Origin of the sequence: Pseudomonas sp. OG7, assembly GCF_014192825.1 — a bacterium.
Taxonomy (GTDB): domain Bacteria; phylum Pseudomonadota; class Gammaproteobacteria; order Pseudomonadales; family Pseudomonadaceae; genus Aquipseudomonas; species Aquipseudomonas monteilii.
Genome location: NZ_JACHYK010000001.1, coordinates 607,828 through 619,906 on the forward strand (window position 1 = coordinate 607,828; position 12,079 = coordinate 619,906).

8 protein-coding genes are annotated in these 12,079 nt (G+C 62.9%); 2 read left to right on the forward strand and 6 right to left on the reverse strand.

The window, feature by feature from the left end:
* Positions 1-88 precede the first annotated feature (88 nt).
* From FHW75_RS02820 to FHW75_RS02830, 3 genes are all read right to left on the reverse strand, one after another.
* Positions 89-1,408: a TldD/PmbA family protein gene (locus FHW75_RS02820; RefSeq protein WP_183673105.1), complete on the reverse strand. Its 1,320-nt coding sequence runs from the start codon at positions 1,406-1,408 to the stop codon at positions 89-91.
* Positions 1,408-2,850 carry a TldD/PmbA family protein gene (locus FHW75_RS02825; protein WP_025752389.1) on the reverse strand — a complete coding sequence of 481 codons (1,443 nt, stop codon included), beginning with the start codon at positions 2,848-2,850 and terminating at the stop codon, positions 1,408-1,410. The genes FHW75_RS02820 and FHW75_RS02825 overlap by 1 nt, the downstream gene beginning before the upstream one ends.
* Before the next feature lie 87 nt (positions 2,851-2,937).
* A complete protein-coding gene (locus tag FHW75_RS02830; protein ID WP_016712371.1) occupies positions 2,938-3,831 on the reverse strand; it encodes a LysR family transcriptional regulator in 894 nt (297 codons plus the stop codon).
* A gap of 291 nt (positions 3,832-4,122) precedes the next feature.
* Between FHW75_RS02830 and FHW75_RS02835 the strand changes: the two genes are divergently transcribed.
* Positions 4,123-4,386, forward strand: a complete 264-nt coding sequence (locus FHW75_RS02835; RefSeq protein WP_183673107.1) for a DUF3077 domain-containing protein — start codon at positions 4,123-4,125, stop codon at positions 4,384-4,386.
* Positions 4,387-4,587: 201 nt separating this feature from the next.
* Entirely contained in the window at positions 4,588-5,511 is a 924-nt protein-coding gene (locus FHW75_RS02840) for a DMT family transporter (protein WP_183673203.1), read from the forward strand.
* Positions 5,512-5,541: 30 nt separating this feature from the next.
* On the opposite strand, the gene FHW75_RS02845 is transcribed toward FHW75_RS02840, so the two are convergent.
* The 3 genes from FHW75_RS02845 to FHW75_RS02855 all read right to left on the reverse strand — a co-directional run bounded on the left by FHW75_RS02845 (position 5,542) and on the right by FHW75_RS02855 (position 12,018).
* On the reverse strand, positions 5,542-7,344 hold the full coding sequence (locus FHW75_RS02845; RefSeq protein ID WP_084296644.1) for an acyl-CoA dehydrogenase: 1,803 nt from the start codon (positions 7,342-7,344) through the stop codon (positions 5,542-5,544).
* A gap of 437 nt (positions 7,345-7,781) precedes the next feature.
* Positions 7,782-11,735 carry a trifunctional transcriptional regulator/proline dehydrogenase/L-glutamate gamma-semialdehyde dehydrogenase gene (gene putA / locus FHW75_RS02850; protein ID WP_027610042.1) on the reverse strand — a complete coding sequence of 1,318 codons (3,954 nt, stop codon included), beginning with the start codon at positions 11,733-11,735 and terminating at the stop codon, positions 7,782-7,784.
* 31 nt (positions 11,736-11,766) lie between these two features.
* A complete protein-coding gene (locus tag FHW75_RS02855) occupies positions 11,767-12,018 on the reverse strand; it encodes a hypothetical protein (RefSeq protein WP_141099571.1) in 252 nt (83 codons plus the stop codon).
* Between the last annotated feature and the right edge of the window lie 61 nt (positions 12,019-12,079).

Consider the following 12,079-nt stretch of genomic DNA (forward strand, 5'->3'; position numbering starts at 1 on the left):
CGGCCTCTTCGCGGCTAAAGCCGCTCCCACAAGGGTTATGCGATCCCTGTAGGAGCTGCTTTAGCCGCGAAAGGGCCAGCAAATCCAGTCACAATGTCAGTGTGAGACCTTTGACCAGTGCCCCCGGCAAATGACTCGACCCGGTACTGCGCTGTCCATAGGTGCTGGTCGACAGGATCATCTCGCGCTCGCGGGTCAGGTCCTCCAGCTGGCTGCCAAGCAAACTGTACAGGCTGTCATCGAAGCGCATGGTGCTCACGGGCCCCTGAATCTGCCCGTTTTCCACCCAGAAGGTAGCGAATCGGGTCAACCCCGTCATGCGCGCCGCCGGCAGATCAGAGTAGTTCAGGTACCACAGGTTACTGATGTACAGCCCGGTACCCAGCCGCTCAAGCACATGCTCGCTGGCCAGAGTACCCGGCGCCAGGCTCAGCGCACACGGCGATTCGTAACTGTCGGCACCATTGGCCAGCAACGCGAACTCGGCTGCACTGCGTGCACTGATCAACCTCTGCTGCGCCTCTCCTTGCTGAATCAACGGCACATCCAGGCGCGGTGCCCCCTCATCGGAAAACGCCGGGCTCAGCGACCCGCTAACCTGCTCGGAGAAACTCACCAGCGGGCTCAGCCGGGCATCACCGTTGTACAAACGCTGCAAGGCGCTGTTGCCAGTGGCCAGCGCCTGCGCGGAAAAACCGCCCCAGCACAGCATGCCGGCGATTTCGTCCATGGCCGCCGGGGCCAGGTAGGCGCGGTAGCTGCCGGGTTTGAGGGTGACTGCCGGGCGGCCGAGGAAGCCCAACTGTTCTCGCGCCTGGCGCAGACGTGCGATGAAGTCATCCGTGCTCCACACCTGGCCGGCATAGTTGGCCTTCACCGCCTGGCCGTTTTTGTGGAACAGGCTCCAGTCGAAGTTGAAGCTGTTGGCCTGGTGCCAGCCAAAGGCACCGAACGAACTGGCAAAGCCCCGGCAGATCGGGCCGGCAGCGTAGATACCGACCAGGTCCAGCTCGCCTGCTTCGCGGTCGAGCAGGGCCAGTACTTCGTCCAGTTCGGGCAGGGGCTGCGCCTGCAGGCTGTGGCTTTGCCAGGCACTTTCGTCTAGCCGCAGATAAGGGTCAACGGGCAACAGTGGCAACGTCTGGCGCAGTTGCTCCAGCGCATCGCCAAGGTGCTGGCGGTCCAGTTGCGCGTCGCCACTCAAGGTCACCTGCTGTTCCGCCTGGCGACCATCACCGACCAACCGCAGTTGCGCGCTGGCCTGGCTGACAGTGCCGGCCTGGCGCACCTTGGCGTGGTTGAAACGCACGAATTGCGACTGTTCGGCGCTGTAGCCGAGGGTGAACTGCTCGCCTGCTTGCAGGGCGGCGCGCACATCCCCGACCAGGGTTTCGAAAGCATGTTTCATCAGGCGTCTCCTCCGAATACATCAATCTGGCGGAATACGCAGGCGGGCGATGCATGGCCGACCCGCACCACCTGGTTGGGTTCGCCCTTGCCGCAGTTGGGCGTGCCGAGTACCTGGAAGGTGCTGCGGTCGCCAACCGCCGCCAGGTTGCGCCAGAACTGTGCGGAGATGCCGCGGTAGTTGGGGTTCTTGACGATGCCCTTGAGCTCACCGTTTTCGATCAGCTGGCCCCATTCGCAGCCGAACTGGAACTTGTTGCGTGCATCGTCGATGGACCAGGAGCGGTTGGTGCGCATCAGGATGCCGTGCTCGATACCCTTTACCAGTTGCTCCAGGCTTTGGTCGCCCGGCTCGATGTTCAGGTTGGCCATGCGGTCGATCGGTGCACGGTTCCACCCGCAGGCGCGGCTGTTGGCCACGCCGTCCAGGCCAGAGCGGAATTGCGACAATGCGCCGCCCAGCGGGCGCAACAGCAGGCCGGCGCGGATCAGGAACTGCTTGCTGGCCGGGGTGCCGTCGTCATCGAAGCTGTAGCTGGCCAGCTCTTCGCCGATGGTCGGGTCGAACGTCACGTTCAGCAGGCTGGAGCCGTATTGCAGGTGGCCGAAATCGCTGGCTTTGACGAAGCTGGTGCCAGCGTAATTACGCTCGTCACCGAGGATGCGGTCCATTTCCAGCGGGTGGCCGATGGACTCGTGAATCTGCAGCATCATCTGGTCTGGCATCAGCAGCAGATCGCGTGGGCCGCTGGGGGTGTTGGGTGCCAGCAGCAACTGCAGTGCCTCGTCGGCAACTTGCCGGGCGGCGCCCACCAGCCCGCAACGCTCGATGATTTCGAACCCGCCCTGCTGGCCGAAGTTGTCGCGGCCCAGGCTGCGGCTCTGGCTGTCCTGGCCATCGCTGGCGGTGACACCCAGGCCTGGGAACAGGAAGCGCTGGGCGTGGCGCAGTTCGGCACCGGCCGAGTTCAGGTAGGTTTGCTCGACCAGGGTCAGGCCCAGGCTCGCCTGCCAGTCCACCAGGCGGCTGTCCTTGGGCACGCTGGCCGATTCGGCGGCGAGCAAGCCAAGGCAGTCGGCGAGGGACAGCACGGGCTGGTCGAAGTTGGGTGAAATATGATCGTGACGGGCGCTGGTCACGGGTTGGTCGCGCAGGTCCAGCAAGCTGTGCCGGGCGATCTGCCGGGCCAGGACCTCGGCCTGCTCCAACGCGTGTTGCAGGCCCGCCTGGGACAGGTCGGCGGTGGCCGCGTAAGCTTCCACGCCGTTGACCCGCACAGTGAGCATGGCGCCTTCGTCCTGGCTGAAGAACGGAGGTTCGGCAACGTTGCGGCGAACCGATAGCGCCTGGTGCGACTGTTTCACATGGCGCAGGGAAAACAACTCGGCCGTACTGCGCAGCGCGGCAAAACGCTGGCGCAGCAGGGCGCTGGAATCAAACATGCACAAGCCTCCGTGTACACGGTGGCTCCCCCTAGAACCACCCCTCTAGCAATGCCAGCTCATTATGGCAGCCCGGTACTTTCCTGGTCAGGAAATAACGCGCGGCGGGAAATGGTCGGGCGTTGCCACCCCTTCTTTCTGGATGGCGGCTTTCAACATTCCGTTCAAATGCAGCGCGACATGGTGAGAGGTGTCCGTCAGCAGGTAGACGTGATGCTCGGCGAGGTCGGGCAAGCCCATGCCCTCCACGTAAGTGAGCGATGGGTCGGCGTTATCCAGCCCTTCGACGATGCCAACGGCCAGGCCACTCCTCATGCAGGCCAGCACGGCATGCCAGTTGGCGCTTTCCAGCAGGATGCGGTACGCGATGCCTTGAGCTTTCAGTGCCTGCAAGGCCGCCTCTCTGTACGGGCAGCCTTTCAACTGCAGAGCCAGTGGCAAGGGGCGGCTGGCATCATGATTGAACCCCGGGGCGGCGGCCCAGCGAGGCTGAGTCGATCGTATCCATTCACCTTGCTGCCAGTCTTCACTGCTGACCGCCACTGCCAGGTCCAGCCGCTGTCGGGCAAACAGGTCGATGAGCTCGGCGCTGGACCGTGCCACGGCCTCCAGTTCCAGTTTCGGGTTACTGGCAACAAACACCGGCAAGAAGTCGCTCATGAGGTTGGCGGCATAGCCGTCGGGCACACCCAGGCGCACTTTTCCGGTGATCTGCTGCGGTGACAGCGTAGCCAGCAACCTGTCATGCGCCATCAGAAAACGTGTTGCCTCGCCCAGCAAGTGCCGGCCTGCCGGGGTCAGCTCCACCGATTGGTTGCTGCGGGCAAACAGTTGTTGCCCGACCTTTTCTTCCAGCTTCTGGATTTGTGTGGTTACCGCCGAAGGGCTGCGGTGGACGTAGTCGGCTGCATCCTTGAAGCGGCCCAGCCGCGCTACTGCCTGGAAGGTTCTCAGTACGTTGATGTCGAGGCCTTTGCCCATTGCGCCACCTGATTTAGCCGGATCGAACCAGCGCTTCGATTTATTCAACTGTACAGGCTTTATACCCCCTCTTACTGTGAGGTCAAAGCACGCCTACCTCCCGAAAATGCAATGGAATGATACGGATGAGCATAGGGCAATGCTGGAGTCGGCGTTGAGTCAAGTGCAGCTGTCAATTGAGCTTCGGACTTTGCGCGGACGTTTGGATGATGTGTTGTCTGGCCTGCCCCTTTCACGGGAGAACCGGGGAGGGGAAGGCCAGGCAGTTTGAGATCCTGAGGGAATTGAACAATGACAATCGAAGATACCCAGTACACCGTTGGCAAAACTACCTTTTACCAAGGCGAAAACGGTACCCATCCATTGTTTCGCATTGAGGCGGGCATCCCGTGTAGGGACGCTCGCGAGCAGTCTTCGGAGTTAATGGGCTATGTGCGCGAATTGACCGTCACCGGGCTGATGGACGAGAAACCGATGATGATTTGGGCCGCACATTATCTGAGCGCGATGGCCAAGGCGCTGATGGATGATGCTGAGTTGGGAATGAAGCAATGAGGGGCTGCTTGTATTCAGGCCACTTGAAATGATGCCCAGTACATCCACCGCAGCCGTTTGTAGCGCGTGGCCTTGGATGACGGCATACCCGCGACCATCGCCAATTGGCTGGGGCTGCGATTGGCCTTGTGTCGGTCGGCTGCCCGGCACTTTGCGTGCGTGGGCATCGAACCGATCACCTTTGAGGGGAGAGGTGTGAACATGCAAAGTAGCGCGTTGTATCTCATTTTGCTGCAAGCCATTTTTGTCCTGTCCTGGAGTTCGGGCTTCATTGGCGCCCGGCTGGGTACAGAGGACGCGGGTGCGATCAGCCTGCTCTTCTGGCGCTTTCTGCTGGTCAGCATCTGCCTGTTGCCCATTGTCGAGCATCGACTGGGGGCATTGTCGTGGGCACAAATACGCTACAACGCCGTGATCGGCTTTTTGGCCCAGTTCGCCTACCTGGTGAGTGTTTACATCGCTATTCGAGGTGGGCTACCGGCCGGGATCGCTGCCATTATTTGCGCCCTGCAGCCACTGATAACGGCATCGATGAGCCGCAAGGACCAGCATGAGCGCAGCGGCCGGCAGGAATGGCTGGGGCTTGGGGTCGGGTTCGCGGGCGTAAGTGTGGTCGTGCTGGGAGAGTACAGCCTGTCCACGACCCGGCTTGAGCTTTGGCTATACGCTCTGCCGCTGATCGCCGCCGTCACGTTGTCCATTGCCACCCTTTATCAGCGGCGGCAATCGGTACTGGCGACCGACCACAGCAAGGACGGCTTGTTGATGCCGCTGTTTTTGCAGTCAACCACGACGTTGGTACTGCTGGCAGCCACAGGCTTGCCGCTGGGCCTGATCGAGGTGCCTGCCAGCACGCAAGTCTGGGCGGCTGTTGCATGGCTGACCTTGTTCTCGACGTTCATCGCCTACTTGAGCCTGTGGATACTGCTCACGAAACTGTCGGCGACTCGCGTTTCGGCACTGGTCTATCTGGAGCCGCCAGTGACGTTGCTATGGGCAGCACTGATGTTCGGGGACGCGATCCACTGGACAACCTATGCAGGCGTCGCAGTGGTCGCTGCGGGAATCGCCATTGCGCGTAGCCCGCGCAGGGTGACTTCGCCTGCACATGCAGTGGAGAGATAGGCACCGTGCATGAAGGCGCGCAATGCGCTCCTAGAACCAGGCGTCTTGCATCGCGAGGCAGGTGGCGTCGCGTGCCTCGAGCAATGCCAGCTCATGATGGCAGCCCGGTACTTCCCAGGTCAGGAAATAACGCGCCGCTTGCAGCTTGCCGAGGTAAAAGTCGCGGTCGCTGGCGTTGCCCTTGAGCAGGCCAAGCTCGGCGTGAATGGCCTGTTCCAGCCAACGCCAGCCAATCACGCAGTGGCCGAACGCCTTGAGGTACAGGGCCGAGTTGGCCAAGGCACCAGCAACTTTGCCCTGAGCCAGGTCGCTGAGCAGGGCAAGGGTCACGCTTTGCAGTCGGTTGACCAATTGCTCCAGCGGCTGGCGTAGCGGGTCGAGGTTCGGGTGATGGCTGGCGCGCTCGGCCGTATCGGCGATCAGGCGGATCAGTTGCTTGAGGCCGGCGCCATTGTTCTGCGCCAGCTTGCGGCCGAGCAGGTCGAGCGACTGGATGCCTTCGGTGCCTTCGTGGATCGGGTTCAGGCGGTTGTCGCGGTAGTACTGTTCTACCGGGTATTCGCGGGTATAGCCGTGGCCGCCGAGAATCTGGATGGCCAGTTCGTTGGCCTTGAGGCAGAAGGCCGAGGGCCAGGATTTGACGATAGGGGTCAGCAGGTCGAGTAGCTCCTGAGCCTGCTTGCGAGTGCTTTCTTCGTTGGCGGTCTGGGTGTCGTCGAACAGGCGAGCGGCGTACAGGCCCAGGTCGAAGGCGCCTTCGACGTAGGCCTTCTGCGCCAGCAGCATGCGTTTCACATCACTGTGTTCGATGATCGGCACCGCCGGGCTGTGCGGGTCTTTGTTATCCGGCAGCCGACCCTGCGGCCGCTGGCGGGCGTACTCCAGCGAGTACAGGTAACCGGCGTAACCGAGCATCACCGCGCCCATGCCGACGCCGATGCGTGCCTCGTTCATCATCTGGAACATGCAGGCCAGGCCTTGGTGCGGTTGGCCGATCAGGTAGCCGACGCACTCGCCGTTGTCACCGAAGTTCAGCGCGGTAGAGGTGGTGCCGCGCCAGCCCATCTTGTGGAACAACCCGGCCAGCAGCACATCATTGCGTGGGCCACGGCTGCCGTTCTGGTTCACCAGGTATTTCGGCACGATGAACAGCGAGATGCCTTTCACCCCGGGCGGGGCGTCCGGCAGTTTGGCCAGCACCATGTGCACGATGTTGTCGGACAGTTCGTGATCGCCGCCGGAGATGAAGATCTTGTTGCCCTTGAGCCGGTAGCTGCCGTCGCCGGCAGGTTCGGCGCGGGTGCGGATGTCGGCCAGCGATGAGCCGGCGTGGGGCTCGGTCAGCGCCATGGTGCCGAAATAGCGGCCCTCGATCATCGGCTGCAGGAACAGGCGCTTTTGCTCGTCGTTGCCAAAACTCTCGATCAGGTTGGCTGCGCCCATGGTCAGGAACGGGTAGGCCGTAGTGCCGGCGTTGGCGGCCTGGAAGTGGGCGAAGCAGGCCTGCGAGACCAGGCTGGGCAACTGCATGCCGCCGGCTTCGAAATCGCGGTTGGCGTTGAGGAAGCCGGCTTCGAGGAAGGCATCGACCGCGGGTTTCACCTCCGGGATCAGTTCGGCCCGGCCGTCCACATAGCGCGGCTCGTTTTCATCAGCCTTGCGGTTGTGCGGGGCGAAGAACTTTTCGGCGATGGTGCGTGCAGTGGTCAGCGCGGCGTCGAAGGTTTCGCGGTTGTGCTCGGCGAAGCGCGGGCGCTGAGTGAGGGCTTCGGCGTCGAGGACTTCATAGAGTTCGAAGGCGAGGTTGCGGCGGCTGAGCAGGGTCTCGGGCATGGTGGCGGTCCTGAGGCGGGATGCTGCGAGTGTAGGGGCGAGGTCGGGGTGGGGACAGGTTAATAGGTTTGGGTGATATGGGTTTAGAAAGGGTTTGGGGCATTTAGGCGCTTGTCTTTTGTTTTTTGGCGCCTGCGCGATCGAGCGCCGCCCGCGCGGCGCATCGCGAGCTGCGCTCGCTCCTACGTTGGTTTCGGGCCAGTCATGCCTGTGCCAGAGGCGCGCGACCGCTTGGTTTGTACGACGCGATACCGTGTCATGCACCAAAGCGTTCGCGCGCAAATCCCGCAGGAATAATTGGCCCGAAACAAACGTAGGAGCGAGCGCAGCTCGCGATGCGCCGCGCGGGCGGCGCTCGGTATCATAGGCGCTGAACATCTCAAGCCATGCGCCCATAAAAAAGGAGAGCCGAAGCTCTCCTTTCATATCAACAACCCTCAGCCAATGGTCATCAAGCTGGCATTACCGCCCGCAGCAGCAGTGTTGACACTCACTGCCCGCTCGATCACCAAGCGCTCCAGCGCAATCTGGTGATCCCCGCTGGACAGCCCGTGCACACCCACGATCGCCCCGGCGCGTTTGGCCACCTGCTGGCAAACGCCGCGCAGTTGGTCCGAGTCGCCATGGTGGATCACGGCGTCGAACGCCACCTCATCCTTGTTCCAGTCCGAAACCAGCTTCACCTTGGCCTGCAGCTCGCGTGGCAGGCGCTGGCGCAGCGCCTTGCCAGGTTCGCCGTCAGCCCATACCGCCGAGCTGCCCACCGCCAGCACGGCCGCGAACTGGGCCAGCAGGTCGGCCTCGTTGTCGGCCAGGCACAGCACGTGCTCGCGCGGCAGGATGGTATAGCTGTTGCGCTCGCCGGTCGGGCCTGGCAGCAGGCGGGCGATGCCGCTCTGCGACTGGCTGGCGAACTGGCTGCACAGCGCGGCCAGGTCGGCCAGCTGGTTGTTTTCTGCCCAGGCCTTCAGGCCGTGCAGCGGCTTGATCAGCTGATCGTGCAGGGTGCGGTCCGGCTTGCCTTCGCCATCCTGATGCTGGAAGTGGCGGCCAATCGCGTCGGCCGGGCGGGTCGACAGCAGGCGGTACAAGTACAGCGGGCCGCCGGCTTTCGGGCCGGTACCAGACAGGCCTTCACCACCGAATGGCTGCACACCTACTACCGCACCGACGATGTTGCGGTTGACGTACATGTTGCCGGCGTTGGCGGTTTCCACGACTTTGGCGATGGTCTCGTCGATACGGGTGTGTACGCCGAGGGTCAGGCCGTAACCGGAGTTGTTGATCTGCTCGATCAGCTGGTCCAGGTTGCGACGGTTGTAGCGCACCACGTGCAGCACCGGGCCGAAGATTTCGCGCTTCAGCTCGTCGAAGCTTTCCAGCTCGATCAGGGTTGGCATCACGAAGGTGCCGCGCTTGATCTCGGCTGCATCGGCGATTGCCACTTGATAGACCGAGCGGCCTTTCTCGCGCATGCCCTGGATGTGCTTCTCGATGCCGGCCTTGGCTTCGGCGTCGATCACCGGGCCAATGTCCACGGCCAGGCGGTCCGGGCAGCCCAGGCGGCTTTCGGCCATGGCGCCCTTGAGCATTTCGATCACGCGGTCGGCGGAGTCTTCCTGCAGGCACAGCACGCGCAGGGCCGAGCAACGCTGGCCGGCACTGTCGAAGGCCGAGGACACCACGTCGATCACCACCTGCTCGGTCAGTGCCGAGGAGTCGACGATCATGGCGTTCTGGCCACCGGTTTCGGCGATCAGCGGGATCGGTCGGCCCTGGTTGTCCAGGCGGCCAGCGACGTTACGTTGCAGTAGGCGGGCCACTTCGGTGGAGCCCGTGAACATCACACCTTTGACGCGCTCATCACCCACCAGGCCGGCACCAACGGTTTCGCCGCGGCCTGGCAGCAGTTGCAGCACGCCTTCAGGGATGCCGGCTTCCAGCAGCAGGCGCACGGCCTGGGCGGCGATCAGCGGGGTTTGCTCGGCTGGCTTGGCCAGTACCGGGTTACCGGCGGCCAGGGCAGCGGCTACCTGGCCGGTGAAGATTGCCAGCGGGAAGTTCCACGGGCTGATGCACACCACCGGGCCCAGCGGGCGGTGGGCGTCGTTGCTGAAGTCGTTGCGGGCCTGTACCGCGTAGTAACGCAGGAAGTCCACGGCTTCACGCACTTCGGCGATGGCGTTGGCGAAGGTTTTACCCGCTTCGCGGATGAGCAGGCCCATCAGCGGCTGGATTTCGGCCTCCATCAGGTCGGCGGTGCGCTCAAGAATGGCGGCGCGCTCGGCGGGCGGGGTAGCCTGCCAGATCGGTGCAGCATTCAGCGCGCACTGGATGGCGTTGTCGACATCGGCGACGGTAGCTTCCTGTACATGGCCTACCACGTCGCGGTGGTCTGCCGGGTTCAGTACCGGCGCGGCGGCACCTTGGCTGGCCGCGCAGGCCAACAGCGGGGAGGCTTTCCAGTCATTGTGAGCGGTGGCCAGCATGGCGCAGGACAGCGATGCCAGGCGGTGTTCGTTGGCCATGTCGATACCGGCCGAGTTGGCGCGCTCGCTGCCATACAGTTCACGCGGCAGCGGGATGCGCGGGTGCGGCAGGCCGATGCTGCCTTCCTGGGTGCCCATGCGCTCGATGCTGGCGACCGGGTCGGCAACCAGTTCCTGAATGGAAATCGAGTGGTCGGCGATGCGGTTGACGAACGAGGTGTTGGCGCCGTTTTCCAGCAGGCGGCGTACCAGGTAGGCCAGCAGTGTTTCGTGGGTGCCGACCGGTGCATACACGCGGCACGGGCGGTTCAGCTTGCCGTCGGCAACCTTGCCGACCACTTGCTCGTACAGTGGCTCGCCCATGCCGTGCAGGCACTGGAACTCGTACTGGCCCGGGTAATAGTTCTGCCCGGCAATGTGGTAAATGGCCGACAGGGTGTGGGCGTTGTGGGTGGCGAACTGCGGGTAGATGGCTTCTGGCACGGCCAGCAGCTTGCGGGCGCAGGCCACGTAGGACACGTCGGTGTACACCTTGCGGGTGTAGACCGGGTAGCCTTCCAGGCCTTCGACCTGGGCGCGCTTGATCTCGCTGTCCCAGTAGGCGCCTTTTACCAGGCGGATCATCAGGCGGTGGCGGCTGCGCTTGGCCAGGTCGATGACGTAGTCGATCACGTACGGGCAGCGTTTCTGGTAGGCCTGGATAACAAAGCCGATACCGTTCCAGCCGGCCAGCGACGGTTCGAAGCACAGGCGCTCGAGCAGGTCGAGCGACAGTTCCAGGCGGTCGGCCTCCTCGGCGTCGATGTTCAGGCCGATGTCGTACTGCTTGGCCAGCTGGGTCAGCGACAGCAGGCGCGGGTACAGCTCTTCCATCACGCGCTCGTACTGGGCGCGGCTGTAGCGCGGGTGCAGCGCCGACAGCTTGATGGAGATGCCCGGGCCTTCATAGATGCCGCGGCCATGGGAGGCCTTGCCGATCGAGTGGATGGCCTGCTCGTAGGACGCCAGGTACTTCTGTGCGTCGTGCTCGGTCAGTGCCGCTTCGCCGAGCATGTCGTAGGAATAGCGGAAACCTTTGGCTTCGAAGCGGCTGGCGTTGGCCAGGGCTTCGGCAATGGTTTCACCGGTCACGAACTGCTCGCCCATCAGGCGCATGGCCATGTCGACGCCCTTGCGGATCATCGGCTCGCCGCTTTTACCAATAATTCGGGTGAGCGAGGAGGTCAGGCCGGATTCGTTGTGGGTGCTGACCAGCTTGCCGGTCAGCAGCAGGCCCCAGGTGGCGGCGTTGACGAACAGCGATGGGCTGTTGCCCAGGTGCGGCTGCCAGTTGCCGGTGCTGATCTTGTCGCGGATCAGCGCGTCGCGGGTGCCCTTGTCGGGGATGCGCAGCAAGGCTTCGGCCAGGCACATCAGCGCCACGCCTTCCTGGGACGACAGCGAGAATTCCTGCAGCAGGCCCTGGACGATGCCGGCACGGCCACCAGCGCTCTTCTGGTTGCGCAGTTTTTCGGCGATGCCGGCGGCCAGCTTGTTGGTTGCCTCTGCCAGCGGGGCGCTCAGGCGCGCCTGCTCCAGCAGCATTGGCACCACTTCCTGCTCGGGGCGGCGGTAGGCGGCAGTGATTGCCGAACGCAGCACGGACTGCGGCAGGATGCTCTCGGCGAATTCCAGGAAGCACTGGTGGCTGTGGTCAGCCTGGACTTCGCCGGCGTCGTCGGCCAGGTTGCTGACATGACCGTTGAGTTCGGTCAGGGTGGCACCACCCTCGAGCTTCTCCAGGTAATTGAAGATCGCTTGCTTGATCAACCAGTGCGGCGTGCGGTCAATGGACTGCGCAGCTGCTTTGAGTCGCTCACGGGTCGGGTCGTCGAGTTTGACCCCAAGGGTGGTAGTCGCCATTTCTTATCCTCGTTATTGCCACGGTTGTGGCCTAAGCTGGCGTCAAGAGTATCTGTAGGACAATTCGGGTGCAACCAGGTGCAACCCGAATTTTTTGTGTAAAAGGTGCAACTCGTCTGACAGTCATTTCCACACGATGGAAAGGGTCGTTTTCGGTGCTTTTTATTCTGAAAAAACGGCTTGATGCGCCAAAAAGGAGCAAGAAAGCAGCTTTATCGGAAAATGCACCGGCAGGTGCAACTTGCAAATGAAAAAGGGTTGCACCCGCTTTGCGTTGTTGCATAGCATTCGCCGCCTGGGTGCAACCGCCATGGCTGCGGTTGCGCATGAGATAAAAACAAACG

What these genes read in the sequence shown, in the direction of transcription:
- FHW75_RS02855 (WP_141099571.1), bottom strand. Translation starts at nt 12,018, where the DNA reads ATGCAACAACGCAAAGCGGGTGCAACCCTTTTTCATTTGCAAGTTGCA.
- FHW75_RS02840 (WP_183673203.1), top strand. Translation starts at nt 4,588, where the DNA reads ATGCAAAGTAGCGCGTTGTATCTCATTTTGCTGCAAGCCATTTTTGTC.
- FHW75_RS02825 (WP_025752389.1), bottom strand. Translation starts at nt 2,850, where the DNA reads ATGTTTGATTCCAGCGCCCTGCTGCGCCAGCGTTTTGCCGCGCTGCGC.
- FHW75_RS02845 (WP_084296644.1), bottom strand. Translation starts at nt 7,344, where the DNA reads ATGCCCGAGACCCTGCTCAGCCGCCGCAACCTCGCCTTCGAACTCTAT.
- FHW75_RS02820 (WP_183673105.1), bottom strand. Translation starts at nt 1,408, where the DNA reads ATGAAACATGCTTTCGAAACCCTGGTCGGGGATGTGCGCGCCGCCCTG.
- FHW75_RS02835 (WP_183673107.1), top strand. Translation starts at nt 4,123, where the DNA reads ATGACAATCGAAGATACCCAGTACACCGTTGGCAAAACTACCTTTTAC.
- putA (WP_027610042.1), bottom strand. Translation starts at nt 11,735, where the DNA reads ATGGCGACTACCACCCTTGGGGTCAAACTCGACGACCCGACCCGTGAG.
- FHW75_RS02830 (WP_016712371.1), bottom strand. Translation starts at nt 3,831, where the DNA reads ATGGGCAAAGGCCTCGACATCAACGTACTGAGAACCTTCCAGGCAGTA.